This is a genomic window from Streptomyces sp. NBC_00996 (assembly GCF_045162675.1).
Lineage (GTDB): Bacteria > Actinomycetota > Actinomycetes > Streptomycetales > Streptomycetaceae > Streptomyces.
The window spans coordinates 1,109,404-1,123,612 of record NZ_CP108723.1 but is presented as its reverse complement, the minus strand read 5'-3'; the positions used below and the strand labels follow the sequence as shown (position 1 = coordinate 1,123,612).

The 14,209-nt window shown below is 71.3% G+C and carries 13 protein-coding genes and 2 pseudogenes; 8 read left to right on the top strand and 7 right to left on the bottom strand.

The features are described from left to right. Window position 1 precedes the first annotated feature (1 nt). Entirely contained in the window at window positions 2–424 is a 423-nt protein-coding gene (locus OG390_RS05660) for a VOC family protein (RefSeq protein WP_406165485.1), read from the top strand. A 13-nt stretch (window positions 425–437) separates the two neighbouring features. Continuing rightward, window positions 438–647: a hypothetical protein gene (locus OG390_RS05655; RefSeq protein WP_406165483.1), complete on the top strand. Its 210-nt coding sequence runs from the start codon at window positions 438–440 to the stop codon at window positions 645–647. 677 nt (window positions 648–1,324) lie between these two features. Here the strand turns inward: OG390_RS05655 and OG390_RS05650 are convergent. The 3 genes and pseudogenes from OG390_RS05650 to OG390_RS05640 all read right to left on the bottom strand — a co-directional run. Beyond that, a pseudogene (locus tag OG390_RS05650) lies at window positions 1,325–1,549 on the bottom strand (hypothetical protein); the annotation flags it as partial. Window positions 1,550–1,584: 35 nt separating this feature from the next. Further along, a complete protein-coding gene (locus OG390_RS05645; RefSeq protein WP_406165482.1) occupies window positions 1,585–1,902 on the bottom strand; it encodes a PadR family transcriptional regulator in 318 nt (105 codons plus the stop codon). A 49-nt stretch (window positions 1,903–1,951) separates the two neighbouring features. After that, a pseudogene (locus tag OG390_RS05640) lies at window positions 1,952–3,554 on the bottom strand (alpha-amylase family glycosyl hydrolase). Window positions 3,555–3,608: 54 nt separating this feature from the next. Here OG390_RS05640 and OG390_RS05635 point away from each other — a divergent pair. Further along, entirely contained in the window at window positions 3,609–4,379 is a 771-nt protein-coding gene (locus OG390_RS05635; RefSeq protein ID WP_406165480.1) for a class I SAM-dependent methyltransferase, read from the top strand. A gap of 97 nt (window positions 4,380–4,476) precedes the next feature. On the opposite strand, the gene OG390_RS05630 is transcribed toward OG390_RS05635, so the two are convergent. Both OG390_RS05630 and OG390_RS05625 read right to left on the bottom strand, forming a co-directional pair. Continuing rightward, window positions 4,477–5,916 (bottom strand): sensor histidine kinase, encoded by a 1,440-nt coding sequence (locus OG390_RS05630; protein ID WP_406165478.1) that lies wholly within the window; start codon window positions 5,914–5,916, stop codon window positions 4,477–4,479. Beyond that, a complete protein-coding gene (locus OG390_RS05625) occupies window positions 5,913–6,599 on the bottom strand; it encodes a response regulator transcription factor (RefSeq protein ID WP_406165476.1) in 687 nt (228 codons plus the stop codon). Before OG390_RS05625 ends, OG390_RS05630 begins: the two co-directional genes overlap by 4 nt. A gap of 155 nt (window positions 6,600–6,754) precedes the next feature. Here OG390_RS05625 and OG390_RS05620 point away from each other — a divergent pair, with 155 nt between their 5' ends. The 5 genes from OG390_RS05620 (at window position 6,755) to OG390_RS05600 (ending at window position 11,771) form a co-directional block, all read left to right on the top strand. Further along, the gene (locus OG390_RS05620; protein WP_406165474.1) at window positions 6,755–9,004 is read left to right on the top strand and encodes an MMPL family transporter; all 2,250 of its coding nucleotides are present in this window, start codon (window positions 6,755–6,757) and stop codon (window positions 9,002–9,004) included. Next, window positions 9,001–9,696 (top strand): LmeA family phospholipid-binding protein, encoded by a 696-nt coding sequence (locus OG390_RS05615; protein WP_406165473.1) that lies wholly within the window; start codon window positions 9,001–9,003, stop codon window positions 9,694–9,696. Before OG390_RS05620 ends, OG390_RS05615 begins: the two co-directional genes overlap by 4 nt. A gap of 118 nt (window positions 9,697–9,814) precedes the next feature. Further along, the gene (locus tag OG390_RS05610; protein ID WP_406165471.1) at window positions 9,815–10,006 is read left to right on the top strand and encodes a hypothetical protein; all 192 of its coding nucleotides are present in this window, start codon (window positions 9,815–9,817) and stop codon (window positions 10,004–10,006) included. After that, window positions 9,996–11,459: an MFS transporter gene (locus tag OG390_RS05605; protein ID WP_406165469.1), complete on the top strand. Its 1,464-nt coding sequence runs from the start codon at window positions 9,996–9,998 to the stop codon at window positions 11,457–11,459. The genes OG390_RS05610 and OG390_RS05605 overlap by 11 nt, the downstream gene beginning before the upstream one ends. Before the next feature lie 138 nt (window positions 11,460–11,597). Then, window positions 11,598–11,771 (top strand): hypothetical protein, encoded by a 174-nt coding sequence (locus OG390_RS05600; protein ID WP_406165467.1) that lies wholly within the window; start codon window positions 11,598–11,600, stop codon window positions 11,769–11,771. On the opposite strand, the gene OG390_RS05595 is transcribed toward OG390_RS05600, so the two are convergent. After that, window positions 11,749–12,474: a GntR family transcriptional regulator gene (locus OG390_RS05595; RefSeq protein WP_406165465.1), complete on the bottom strand. Its 726-nt coding sequence runs from the start codon at window positions 12,472–12,474 to the stop codon at window positions 11,749–11,751. The two genes, OG390_RS05600 and OG390_RS05595, sit on opposite strands and share 23 nt — an antisense overlap. Before the next feature lie 144 nt (window positions 12,475–12,618). Next, window positions 12,619–13,785: a serine hydrolase domain-containing protein gene (locus tag OG390_RS05590; protein WP_406165463.1), complete on the bottom strand. Its 1,167-nt coding sequence runs from the start codon at window positions 13,783–13,785 to the stop codon at window positions 12,619–12,621. Window positions 13,786–14,209 lie beyond the last annotated feature (424 nt).

The following is a 14,209-nucleotide window of genomic DNA, read 5'->3' as shown; positions in this document are numbered from 1 at the left end:
GGTGAACACACGACTCGACCACATCAGCGTCGACGTACGCGATCTGGCCGCCCAAATCGCCTGGTACCAGGAGGCGTTCGGGCTGAAGACAGTCTTCGAGTTCACCCTCGAAGGACCCGGACTGAGCGGTGTCGTCCTGGAGCATCCGCACGGCTGGCGCATCGAGCTCCTCGCCCGGCCCGGTTCCACGCCCGGCCTGCGGGCGCGCGACCCGCTGGCCGCCGCCCTCACCGAGGGTTACGGGCACTTCGCGGTCACCACCCCCGAACTCGCCCCCGTCTACGCGGCCCTGGTGGCCCATGGGGCGGGCGAGGTCATGAAGCCCGGGCCGTCCCCCGAGCCGGGCATCCGGATGGCCTGGGTCGCCGACCCCGAGGGCAATCTCGTCGAACTGACAGAGCGCAGCACTACTTTTTCCGAGTGAGATGGAGTACGGGATGACCAATCTCGTGAAAAGACTCGACAGAGGCACGCTCATAGCCTGCTGTCTCGCAGTTGCCGCCGCGCAGCTGTGCATTACCGTTCCGTCCCCCATCAGTGGAGAAATCCAGGCCGCATTCGGTGCGTCGGGTTCCCAAGTCGCCTGGGTCACCTCCGCCTTCATTCTCCCCACCGCGATTCTTGAGCTGAACTCGGGAAGCAGCTGAGCGGGTGCGATCGTGCTGACGGTCGGCTAGGGCCTGCCTTTCGGATCACGCCGACTTCGGCTCATGGCGCCTGACAACTGGCCCGGGCGTGTTCCGAAGGACAGGCCATGGCCCGCGCGACCGAATCCGCAGCACGACGACGCCCCGCCTTCGGCTCCGAAGCGGGGCGTCTCGCTGCTTGCCTCTCACTCCCCGGGCGGGTCGTCCCGTGTCGCCGTGGCGAGCTCGATGCCGCGGATACGGCGGAGCCAGCGGGCCAGGACGTAGAGGGCGCCGCCCACGATCCCGCAGGGTTCCCAGACCTCCGTGACGAGGGCCGGGAGACCGCCGTGGCCGACGATGTAGATCGCCTGCGTGCCGACGACGGCTGCGATGAAGCCGTTCGTCCGTGACTCCACGCTCAGCAGCCAGTCCACCGGTGCCCACAGGGGAGCCGCGAGGTCACGGACGCGCAGCCGGACGGCCGCCCACAGGAAGCCGAGCACGTAACGCATCCGTGCGCGAGAGGACAGCACTATGCCCCGTTCCGGGTCACCGGCGAGGATCGCCGCCCACTCCTCACGGAGATGGGCGCGACGACGTCCGGCGACGAACGCGGCGAAGCTCAGCGTGCCGTTGCCCGCGCGGCTCGGGCGGCGCTGGGGGACGGACGGGGTGGGAGTGTCCGTCTCCTCGACCGAAGAGCTGCCGTTGCGGAGAGCCGTGAACAGCAGGCCGACCGCGGCGACCAGGATGGCGGCCGCCGTGACGGCCCCGAAGACCCAGCCAGTGGTGAGCAGGGTGGCGGCGACCGAGGGAGCCGGGCTCAGCATCTTCAGCGCGTAGCCGACGAGAAGGCAGACGGCGGCGAACGTTCCGGCCAGCACGGGGGCCAGCACCGCGACCACCGCGAACGGCCCGGCCGTCGGGACGGGCTCTTCGTGCCGTTCGTCCACACTCATGCCGCACCCCCGTCGCCGGCCGGGCGCAGCCCGAAGAGCCGCGGCTTTCGCTCGCTCGCGCGGTGGGTGGCCAGCCGCCCCGCGGCCGTGAGCTCGTAGTAGTAGCGCTTCGGGCGACCGGGATGCTCGCCGGTCTCGGCTCTGCGCACCGCCCATCCCGCGTCGACGAGCCGTTCGAGAATCGGATAGACCGTGCCGGAGCCGAGATCGGCCTCCTCGCAGATCCGCAGCCCCCACGCCGGGTTGTCGGGCGTGGCGCTCAGCAACACCTTGAGGACCTCAAGTGTCGGGCGAGTCAGGCGAATTGATGCCATATCACCAGTGAAGCACGCACCGAACCATATGTCGAGAACGACAGTTGGCTCAGCGCTCGGTCCGCCGACCGAGCTCGAAGATGCCATAGGCGAATCCCCCGGCGGTGAGGGTTCCGTCATGGACGTGGATGCCGGCGGCCTCCACGGGGCGTACTTCACCGGCGCCGTCGTACACGTAACTCGCCGTGTCCCGCTGCGGATTGACCACCACGAGATACCGCCCGTTCCCGCACGTAGACGAACGGACAGCCGCTGTGCAGGACCTCCACCGCGGCGCCCGGGCCCAGTTCCGGCGTGCCGGTGCGGAGCGCGACGAGGCGGCGTACGAGATGCAGGAGGGAGGTTTCGTCGACGCGCTGGGCCGCGACCGTCGGGCGGTCCGGGGACGGGTCGAGCGGGAGGTAGAGGTGGTCGTGCGCGGCGGTGGAGAAGCCGGCGTTCGGGCTGTCGTCCCACTGCATCGGGGTGCGGGAGCCCGCGCGGTTGTAGCGGGGTCCCAGCACGCTGCCTTCCTTGTCGGGCAGGTCCGCGACGTAGCGCATCCCGATCTCGTCGCCGTAGTAGATCGCCGGGAGCGTCGGCCAGGTGAGCTGGAAGGCGAAGGCGGCGGGCAGCTGATCGGCCGTGCGGGGGCCGCAGTTGAGGCGGGAGAAGTCGTGATTGGCGGTGGGCAGGGAGATGAAGCCGCTGTCGCCGACAGCCGCGGACGCCTGGTGCCAGGCCTCGACGAAGGGGCGCGGCGAGCCCTGGCCGCTGGGGTCGAAGAAGCAGTCGAGCGGGTCCCAGGCCTCGTTGACCGTGCCCTCGGCGTTGCTCCACAAGGAGCGCAGGGCGCGACCGTCGGTGGGACCGCCGAACTGGAGGAAGAAGTCCGCGTGGAAGCCCGCGGGGACGGACACCTCCGGCTCGCCCCACTCCGAGAGCAGCACCGCCTCCGGATGGGCGCTGTCCAGCCAGTGGCGCAACTCCGCCCAGATCCTGGCGGTTTCCTTCTTGTCGGCGTCGTCCTTCACCAGCGACGCGGCCATGTCGACGCGGAAGCCGGACAGGCCGAGACCGAGCCAGTGGTCCATGATCGCGCGCAGGGCCGCCCGGTTGACGCGCGGGCCCTCGGCGTCGACCGGGCGACGCCAGGGTTCGGCCGGATTGTCGCGTGCGTAACCGAAGTTGAGGGCGGGCTGGAAAGCGAAGAAGTTCGGAAGGTACCCGCCCGGGCGGGTACCGGGGGAGGGGACGAAGCCGTCGGGCCGGCCTTCGGGCGCCCAGATGTACCGGTCGTCGGTCGGATCGTTCACGGCGGTCCTGAACCACGGGTGCTCGTCGGAGGTGTGACCCGCCACGAGGTCCAGCAGGACGCGAATGCCGCGGCGGCCCGCTTCGTCCACCAGCTTGGCGAGGTCGTCGTTCGAGCCGTAGCGGGGCGCGGCGGCGAGATAGTCGCAGATGTCGTATCCGGCGTCGCGGAATGGTGAGACGAAACAGGGGTTGAGCCACACGGTGTTGACGCCCAGCCACGCAAGGTGGTCGAGGCGCTCGGCGATTCCGTTGAAGTCGCCGATGCCGTCGCCGTTCGAGTCGGCGAACGACTGCGGGTAGATCTGGTAGAAGACGGCGTCGGCCAGCCAGGCGGGGGCGGGGCGGAACGAAGTCATGCAGGGGACCATAGATCAGCGCACACCGCGCCCGCTGCCCCTAAGCTGAAGGCGATGTTCACCCCGCAAGGTCCCACCCTCCGCGAACTGGCCGTCCAGGCCCTCTCGTCGGTCGAACGCGGCTACGACCTGCTCGCGCCGAAGTTCGACCACACGCCGTTCCGGACGCCGGACTCGGTCCTCGACGCGGTGGGACGGGCGCTGCGCCCCATGGGTCCGTTCGACGCGGGACTCGATCTGTGCTGTGGCACCGGGGCCGGCATGGACGTCCTGGGCACGCTGTGCCGGGAGAGCGTCACGGGCCTCGACATCAGCGCGGGAATGCTGGCGGTGGGGCGCGGGCGGCCGGGTGGCGCCGGCCCGTCGTCCACTGCGGCCCCGCCGCCCCGGCCCCTTGTCACGTGGGTACGCGGCGACGCCCGCGCCCTCCCCTTCGGCCCCGCCTTCGACCTGGTCGTGAGCTTCGGCGCCTTCGGGCACTTCCTGCCCCGCGAGCTGCCGGGCCTGTTCGCCCAGGTCCACTCCGTGCTGCGTCCTGGCGGGCGCTTCGCCTTCCCGATCACGGCCCCGCCCCGGCCGAGCTCGCCCTGGTACTGGGCCCTGCTGGGCTTCGACGCGGTGATGCGGGTGCGCAATGCCCTCTGGCGTCCGCCGTTCGTCATGTACTACCGGGCGTTCCGGCTCGGTGACGTGCGGCGGGAGCTGACGTGGGCCGGTTTCGAGGTCGATCTTCACGCGCTGCCCGAATTCGGGTATCGAAGGGACGGGAGCCCGCGGTGCCGGATGGTGGTGGCGAGGGTTCCCTCGGCCGGGCGGGGTCGGTGAGGGCAGCGGCAGGTGGGTGATCGTATGGGCCGTCCCGCACGTCATCGCCGGCATGCGCAGGATCGGCATTGCCGGCAGGCGCAGGATCTGCCCCCTGTCAGGTCCGTGTCGGCCGAGGGCCCCGTGGCAGCCGAACGGTGAAGCAGGCCCCGCCCTCGGGGCCGTGTCCCCGCGCCGTCACCGAACCGTCCAGCCGCTGGGTGAGACGGTGCACGATGGCCAGGCCGAGGCCGGTTCCGACCGGACGGATGCCCTGGTAGCGGGCGTGCAGCGTGCCCCGTTCGAAGGCGATCACGGCGTCTTCGGGTGTCAGCCCGGGGCCGCCGTCGCGCACCTCGAGACGTGCTCCGTCGCCGTCCGGTGCGAGGGCAAGCACCAGCGGTGCGCCCGCGGGGGTTACCCGCAGCGCGTTCTCCGCGAGGCCGTCGATCACTTGGCGGACCCGGACGCCGTCCGTGTCGACGGTCAACGGCCTGCCCGGCCGCTCTACGCGGAACCGCACGCCGTGGCGTGCGCAGCGGTCAGCCCAGACCGTGCCGGCCTTCGCCACCAGCGCGTCGAGATCGACCGGCTGTGTCTCGACACGGAAGTCGTCGGCCTCCAACTGGGCGAGATCCAGTAGATCCTGCACGAATCGTTCCAAGCGTCTGGTCTCGCTGAGCAGCGTTTCGCCGACCATGGGCAGTTCCTCGGGCCCGACCACTCCGTCAGCGAGCGCCTCCGCGTAACCGAGGGTCGCGGTGAGCGGGGTGCGCAGCTCGTGCGAGACGGAGAGCAGGAACTCGCGCTGCCTGTCCTCACTGCGCGTCAGCGCCTCGTCCAGAATGTTCAACGCCCCCGTCAGATCGGTGAGTTCGCGCGGTCCGCCGGGTGCCGCGCGCAGGCCGCGTTCGCCGTCGGCGAGCCGTCGCGCCGTGGTCGCGGCAGCGGTGACAGGGCGTGAGAGCCGTCGGGCCAGCAGCAGGCCGGCCAGCCCCGCGCCGACCAGGCCGACCGCGAACGGGAGCGGCAGCGCTCGACGCATGCGGCTCACGCTGTCGCCCACGACCGTGTAGGGCTGTGTCAGGACGACGGCGCTGCCCGCGTTCGCGGGGCGGCCCTCCACCAGGACGTGCTCGCCGCCCAGATACGCGTCCGTGGAGACGGACTCGCCGTCGAGCAGGCTCGCCCGCGTTCGGGCGTCCACGGCATCGGCGGCCGGCCCGACCGTGTCGCCGTCGGGGGTGATGACGGCGATCTGTTCCCCGTTCGACCCGGCGAGCCGTTGCTCGCGGTCGAGCAGAAGCTGTGAGATGGCGGGGGTCCGGCTCAACACCTCTGCCTGGCGCCCGAGTTGGTCCCGCTGCTGCGCCTCCGCGCCGGTGCGGATCAGGTACCAGCTGGTGATGCCGGTGAGGAGTACGGCGACCAGGGCGACCGCTGTCGTCACCACGGTGATGCTGCGCGTGACGGTGCCCGGCCGACTCCACAGGCGACCGGTGCCGAACCGGCGGAGGCGACGGGCGAGGGCGCCGAGCCGTGGTGCGCGGGGCTTCACCGCGCGGGGTCCGCCGCGCTGTAGCCGACACCGCGCACCGTCCGGATCGGGCTGGCGTCGCCGAGCTTGGCGCGCAGCTGCGCGACGTGCACGTCCACGGTCCGGCTTCCCCGGTAGTCGGCCTGTCCCCACACCTGGGCGAGCAACTGCTCCCGCGGGAAGACCCGGCCGGGATGGCGCAGCAGATGGGCGAGCAGATCGAACTCGGTGGCCGTCAGTTCCACGGGCTGCCCATCCGCCTCCGCCGTACGGCGCACCGGATCCACCACGACCCTGCCCAGGCGCCGGATCGTCCCGCCGGGCGGCCCGGAGGCTCGTCGCAACACGGTCTTGACCCGGGCGACCAGTTCCCGGGGCGAGAACGGCTTCGTGATGTAGTCGTCCGCGCCGAGCTCCAGGCCAAGAATGCGATCCGCCTCGTCGTCGCGGGCCGTGACCAGCAGGACCGGCGTCCAGTCGCCGTCCTCGCGCAGCCTGCGGCACACCTCGACGCCGTCCAGACCGGGCAGCGCGATGTCCAGGACGATCGCCACGGGCCGCAGCCGCCGCGCCGCCGCGAGCCCTGCCAGGCCGTCCGCTTCTATGTGCACCCCGAAGCCCTCGCGCGTCAGGTACAGCCGCTGGAGGTCGGCGATGTGCCGTTCGTCCTCGATAACCAGGACGAGGCCCTTGCTGTCCGGCATGCCGTCCCCCTCACCTCCACCGGGATTCGAATCCTTGTACCGGCGATGCGATGCTAGCCCGGTCCCACGTGCCGCGGAGACCGCGACGGGACGCCCTGACATTCCTCGAACATTCCGCTGATCCGCCGCACACCTGCGGCTCACAGGATCACGCCATGACTGTTTCCGCACCGGACACCGCGTGCCCCGTTCCGTCCGCTCCGCCGCCCGGCGCCCTGCACCGTGTCGGACGGTGGTGTGCCCGCAACGCCCGGTGGGTGATCGTGACCTGGCTGCTCGTCCTCGTCGCCGCCTTCGCCGCCGACAGGGTCTGGGGCGGTGTCTACGAGGACGAGTTCTCCCTGCCGGGAACCACCGCGCAACAGGGCGCCGACCTGCTGGAGGAGCACGGCTCCGACCTGAAGGGCGTCGGCGCGCAGATCGTCCTCGAGGCGGACGACGGGCTCGGCGCCCACCGGACGTCCGTCGAGGCCGCGCTGGACGAGCTCGACCGCCTGCCGGACGTGTTGACTGTCGCAGACCCGTTCACCACACCCGGCGCCGTCTCCGCGGACGGCACGATCGGCTACGCCACCGTCCGCTTCGCCGAGAACCCGGCCACCTTCGACCCGTCGTACGTGGACCAGGTCGACGAGGCGGTCGCGGACCTGCGCGACGATCACGTGAGCGTGGACTACGGCGGTCCGCTCGGTCAGCTCGCCCGTCCGGAGGCCGCCCACGGCCTGTCCGAGACGATCGGCCTGGTGACCGCCGTGGTCGTGCTGCTGATCGGCTTCGGCAGCATCGCGGCCGCCGGGCTGCCGTTGGTCACGGCGGTCGTCGGACTGGCCGGGGGACTGGCCGTACTCGGCCTGGTCGCCGCGGCCGTCACCTTCGGCGCGGCCGCACCCACACTGGCCACCATGATGGGGCTGGGTGTCGGCCTCGACTACGCGCTCTTCCTCACCACACGGCACCGCGGGTTGCTGGTCTCCGGCGTCCCGCCCGAGGAAGCGGCCGGGCGTACGCTCGCCACCAGCGGCCGTGCGGTGCTCGTCGCCGCGGCCACGGTCGCCATGGCGCTGGCGGGCCTGTACGCCTCGGGCGTCTCGTTCATCGGCACCCTCGGCGCGGCCGCCGGGATCACGGTGCTGGTCGCCGCGCTCGCCTCGCTCACGCTGACACCGGCACTGCTCGGACTCGTCGGGCACCGCATCGACCGCTGGAACGTACGCCCGCCGGTGGCCGAACCCGGGGGCGGCGATGACACATGGCGACGCTGGGCAGCGACCGTGGGCCGCAGGCCCTGGCTCTTCCTCATCGCGGGCCTGCTGATCCTCGGCGTACTCAGCGTCCCGGTCGCGTCGATGCGGCTCGGCCACATCGACGCGGGCGCCAGTCCGGCGGACTACACCGAGCGCAGGGCGTACGACCTGATCGCGCACGGGTTCGGCGCGGGAACCAACGGCCCGCTCACCGTGGTCGTGTCGCTGGACGCAAGCAATGCGGACCGGGACGAGGTCGCCACCGACGTGCGCGCTGCCCTCTCCCGTACCGCCGATGTGGTCTCCGTCTCCGATCCCGCCCCCACCCGGGACGGTGACCTGCTCACCTCCACGGTCGTCCCCCGTCAGGGGCCGGAGGACGAGTCGACCACCGACCTGGTGCACAGCCTGGACGACCAGGTGCTGCCCGAGGCGCTCGCCGGCACCGGCGCGGACGCCTACGTCACCGGCACCACCGCGGTCCAGACCGCCTTCCGCGATGCCATGGTGAACCGGCTTCCGTGGGTGGTCGCGGTCGTCGTCGGCGCCGCGTTCCTCCTGCTGCTCTGCGTCTTCCGCAGCCTCCTCGTCGCGGTCAAGGCGGCCATGCTCAATCTGCTGTCGATCGGCGCGGCCTACGGTGTCGTGGTCGCCGTCTTCCAGTGGGGCTGGGGCGGTGCCCTGTTCGGCGTGACGGAGCCGGTGCCGGTCGAGTCGTACGTCCCCATGATGATGTTCGCCATCGTCTTCGGTCTCTCGATGGACTACGAGGTCTTCCTGCTCTCACGGATCCGCGAGGCGTGGCTGGAGACCGGCGACAACCACGCCGGGGTGGCCGACGGGCTGGCGGCCACCGCACGGGTCATCAGCTGTGCGGCGATCGTCATGACCAGTGTGTTCCTCGCCTTCATGCTCTCGACCAACGTCGTGATCAAGATGCTGTCGCTGGGTCTCGGCGTGAGCGTGGTCATCGACGCGACGGTGGTGCGCCTGCTCCTCGTCCCCGCCACCATGTACCTGTTCGGCAGGGCCAACTGGTGGCTGCCGCGCCCGCTCGACCGCGTTCTGCCGCACCTGGACCCGGAGGCGCCCCCTGCAGTACTGGAGCCCGGACAGCGCCGGGAGCCGGACGCCGCCGAGGAGTCGGGGGCATCGGCATGAGGCGCCGCACCTGGATCGCTCTGGCCACGGCCGGAGTGCTCGGGGTCGTTCCCGTCGGCGCAGAGTTGCTCGCGCGCTCGGTGCTCCGGGACCGCGTACGGACCGCGGCGTCGCGGGCGTTGGACGGCGACCTCGACATCGGTCTCGCGTCCCGCCCGGCACTCCTCCAACTCGCGGACAAGCGGCTGCCGTTCGTCGAGGTGGACAGCGCCCACGCGCAGTTCGGCCGGGTGCTCGACGCCCAGGTCCACGCGCGGCTCGACGACGTACGCCTCATCGGGGGCGATCCGGGACGCGCCACGGTGGCCGCGGCCCGTGTGGCGGTGCTGATTCCTCCGAGCACCGTGGCCGGCATGGTGGGGGATTTCGGCGGCATGCCGGTCACCGGAGTGCGGACCGATCCCCGCGCGGACACCTTGACGCTGGTGATGGGGCGGGCGGGCCTCGGAACCGTGACCCTGCGGCCGGAGATCAAGGACGGGCGGGTCAGGACGACGGTCATCGCGGTGGAGATCATGGGCAGGACCGCGCCGGACGCGATGACCGACCGGATGCGTGAGGCCGTCGAGGGGCGGGCGAAGGAGCGGGACTACCCGCTCGGACTCGAAGCCACCTCCGCACGGGTCGAGGGCGACGGTATCCATGTCCGCCTCGGGACGGACTCGCCCGCCACTCTGCCGCGGACAGGTTGAGCCGACATGCGCTGGAGCAAAGTCCATTTGTTTTTCAAACTCGCACGGTATAGTGGGTCTGGTTTTCAAACTGACTACCTCATCTCACCCTTCGGGACCGACCGTGCGAGGAAACCCCATGAAGGCCCCTCTGCCCGACAGCACGCATGCGACGGATGACGTCGTGGCCCGCATCGACCCCTTGTGGTCGTCAGGGGAAGGAGGCGCACAGGGCGGCCGGGCCGCGTTCGTCGATGCCGGCGTGCTCGCAGACGACGTCACCCGCCAGGTCAAGGCCACGCTGTCCGGTGGGGTGCCCGATGGCGTCTGACCTGCGCGACACGGCGACCGAGCCGCGACTCGCCCATGGGGAGCGCCCGTTGCCGGTCCTGATCGCCGCCTGTCTGGGCCTGTTCACTGTCTTCCTGCAGACCACCCAGACGATCGGCACCCTCAGTGCCGTCCAGGACGACCTGCACATCGCCGCGGCCGACCTCGTGTGGGTGCCCAGCATGTACACGCTGGTCGTCGCCTCCTGTGTGCTGGGGGCGGGCGCGCTCGCCGACCGGTGGGGACGGCGGCGCGTCTTCCTCGCCGGGGCCGCCGCGATGGCAGCGGGCGGAGTGGTGCTGGTCTTCGCCGGGAACCTGACCGTCGTCCTCGCCGGGCAGGCGGTCGCGGGCCTCGGCGGCGCCCTCGTCACGCCCAGCTCGCTCGCGCTCATCACCCACGCCGTCCCCGACCCCCGGCGCCGTGCCGGAGCGATCGCGGCCTGGGCGGCCACCTCCGGACTCGGCCTCGCGATCGGCCCCGTCACCGCGGGCCTGGCCCTGCGCTGGTGGACCTGGCACACCGCGTTCTGGCTCAACCTGGTCGTCGCCGCGCTCGGTGCGGCGGTCGCCCTGCGCCATGTGGAGGAGTCGCGCAACCCTTCCCAACGCCTCGACTGGGCAGGCCAGTCGACGGCCATCGGCGGACTCGCCCTCATGGTCTTCTGGCTGATCGACGGCGGCCATCACGGCTACGGATCCGGACGGGCCCTCGCGGCCGCCGCCGCAGCGGTCGTCCTCCTTGCCGCATTCGCCGTGGTCGAACTGCGCCGTACGGCCCCCATGGTCGACCTGCGTCTGATGCGCGACCCGTCCTACGGCGCCTCGCTGCTGCTCGCCGCGGCCGTCCTGTTCGGCTTCGTCGGCCTCTCCCTCCTGGAGGTGCTCTGGCTGCAGCGGGTGCGGGGGCTGACGGCGCTGGAGGTGGGTGCTCAACTCCTGGCGGAATTCGGCACGTTCATCGTCGCCTCGGTGCTCGCCGGAGTGCTCGTACGACGTCTGGGGCCGCGCACCCTGATCACCGCGGGTCTGCTGCTCGCGGCCGTCGGAGCCACGCTCTTCGCGCGCGTCGATCCCGGCACCACGTTCGGCGGATACGCCGCCGCCCTCGTCGTCTTCGGTCTCGGCTGCGGTCTCGCCAACGCGCCGTCCACCGCGCTCGCCGTCAGTCATGTCCCGCGTGGCCGCGAGGGGGAGGCGGGCGGCACGGTGAACGCCGCCCGTCAGATCGGCGCCGTGCTCGGCACCAGCGTGCTCGGCACGCTGATGACCTCACGTTTCGACGATCGCGTCCGCCAAGTCCATGATCCACGGGTCGCCTTCACCGACGCGGTCGGCCGTGCGTCGTGGGTCGTGGTCGCGGTACTGCTGGTCGGCGCGGGGGTCTCGCTGACCTCCTCGCTGTGGTCCGGGCGCGCCTCGGCCGCCGCCTCCGGGTTGGCCGAGGAGAGCTGAGCCGGGTCTGCCCCCGCACAGGGCGGGGGCAGATCTCTCCCGTCCGCGAACGCGGAGGCGGCGAGGGAAGGACGTGGGGACGGTCGATACGGGCGGGGTCCTCGGCGAAGTCGGTCCGGGCGAGGATGTGCTCGCGTCATGGCCCCCACCCTCCTCATGCTCCCCGAAGAGTCCAGCGCGTCCCGCAGCGCGGAACGCGGGCAGGCGCCCAGCTTCGGGAAGAACGTCGCCGAGGAACTCGGTCCCACGGGCTCCACCGTACGCATGTACTTCCGTCGCCCGGCGGAGGTCATCCGGCCGCCGGCAGGGTGAACTCGTATACCAGGGCGTCCTGTTGGGCGTCCACCACCAGATCGGTGATCTCCAAGGGCCGGTCGTACTGGTCGTGCACCCGCCGGGTGACCCGCACGGACTGCGGGAGCCGGGTGATCGAGTCCCGGTGGTGCAGGGTCAGCCCCGCCTTGCGCATCCAGTCGTACGCCCGGCGCAACTGCGCCTCCGCGGTGCCGTCCGCGCGGTCGCGATAGCGCGCCAGCTCCTCGACCTCGGTCACCGCGACCGTGGAGAAGGAGGTCACGGCCGTCCGCAGCCCGGTGCCGTCCGCTGCCGCCGATTCGTAGCGGTGGACCAGCGTCGGGCGCCGCGGGGCGAGTCCGAGCTCGTGTGCGTGTTCCGGTGGTGGAGCCTCCCAGTTCACCCTGGTCCGCTGGACGGCGCACGGTTCGGTGGTGTGCGCGCCGACGGGGAAGTCGAGGGACGGGACGTGCTCAGCGGTGGTGCCGGGCAGCGTGGCGTGGCTGCCGCGCCGGTCGGTGGAGACCAGACCGCTGCGTCGCAGCATCTGCAGCGCCTGCCGTACGGTTTCCCGGCTCACGCCGAAGCGGGTGGCCAACTCCCGCTCTCCCGGAAGTCGTTCGCCGGGCGGAATGGAACCGTCGCGCAGTTCGCCGAGCAGTTGCGTGGCGATCCGCGAGTACAGCGGTTCATGGTCGGATGGATGGGTGGTGCGGGCCATGTCCGCGCCTCCTGTGTGGTGACAAGACGTAGCCGTGCGGGCTCATTGCGGCACCACATCTAGCATTGGTCTAAACCACCAGGAAAGACCGGCTGGGCAGTTCGGCCGATTTCAGCCCGCACCCTCCGTACGGTGCGGACATGCTCAGAGCGCGCCGTACAGGGCGTCGACGAGCGCCATCTTCCTTGGGTCGTCGGCGATGTGCGGGCCCATGCGGTTCATGACGTACCCGAGGGAGACGCCCGCCTCCGGGTCGGCGAGACCGCAGGAGCCGCCGAAGCCGTCGTGTCCGAAAGCGCGCGGGTTGGGTCCGTACGACCCGTTGGGACCGCTCAGCCACAGCCCGAGCCCGATCTCCGTCTCGTTCTCGAACCCGGCGCCCAGCACCAGGTCACGGCAGCTACCCTGCCCCTCGCGCACCCGCTCGGCGGCCTCCGGCGAGAGCACCTGCCGGGAGCCGTACGCGCCTTGCCGGGCGAAGATCGCGTACAGCGCGGCGACCGCGCGGGCCGTCCCGTGGCCGTTCGCGGCCGGGATCTCGGCCGCTCGCCACTGCGGCGTGTTCGCCTCGGCCGCGCCGACGAGCGGATTGGCCAGCGCGGACAGTGCTGCGGGCGCCAACTGGGCGAAGATCGCGGCCTGTTCACTGCTGGACGCGGCCGGCGGATGTACCAGCTCAGCCGCCCGGTCGGCCTCCTTCTCCGGCAGTCCGATGGTGAAGTCGATGCCGAGGGGCCCGGTCACCTCCCGCTCCAGGAACGCGCCCGGCAGCAGCCCCGAGACCCGCCGTACCACCTCGCCGACCAGGTGGCCGAACGTGAGCGCGTGATAGCCGGACTGCGACCCGGGCTCCCACCAGGGCTCCTGGGCCGCGAGGCGCTCGACGGTCACCTCCCAGTCGCAGAGCTGTGCGAGCGTGTGCGGCTCGCGCAGCCCGGACAGCCCCGCCCGGTGCGACAGCAGATGCCGCACGAGGACCGACTCCTTGCCCGCCGCCGCGAACTCCGGCCAGTACGTGGCCACCGGGGCGTCGAAGTCGAGCAGCCCCCGATCGGCCAGGATGTGGGCACACAGTGAGGTCGGTCCCTTCGACGTCGACCACACGTTGACCAGCGTCTCGCGCTCCCAGGGGCGGCTGCGCGCCGCGTCGGCCCAGCCGCCCCACAGGTCCACCACGGTCTCCCCGTCCAGTGTGACGGTCACGGCCGCTCCCAGTTCGCCGCGCTCGCGGAAGTTCTCCTCGAACGCGGCGCGCACCGCCGAGAAGCGCGCATCGCAGTGGCCTTGAACATCAGGCGCGTACTGGGACATGGGACCTCCGTCATGCGTCCGCGGATGAACCCGGAAGGAGCCGGGCCCGTTGAACGTACCGACTGGTCGGACTGGAGGGAAGCCGCTGGACCGCATCTGTCGTTCGGCCGCGGAACCGTACCCACTGCCCGCCGACCCGTCCCCGGGCGTGCCGAGGAGGACGGCGGGCCGATGGGCCTGCCCAGGTGAGGAACAGCGAACCGGAGGGCTCCTGATGGCCCGTGGCGGTGTGCGCACCACCTTGGTGGATGTAACCCTCCCTCGTCCGGTCCTCGCATTCCCGCCTCAACGGCAGCAACGATCCGACAGAACGCCATGATCGGTACCAGTTACACCGGGGCGTAACTGGTACCGATCATGGACAATTGCGGCTGTGCGTTGTCGGTGTCGGGTGCCGCGATTCGGATCGATCTCGGAGTTTTGG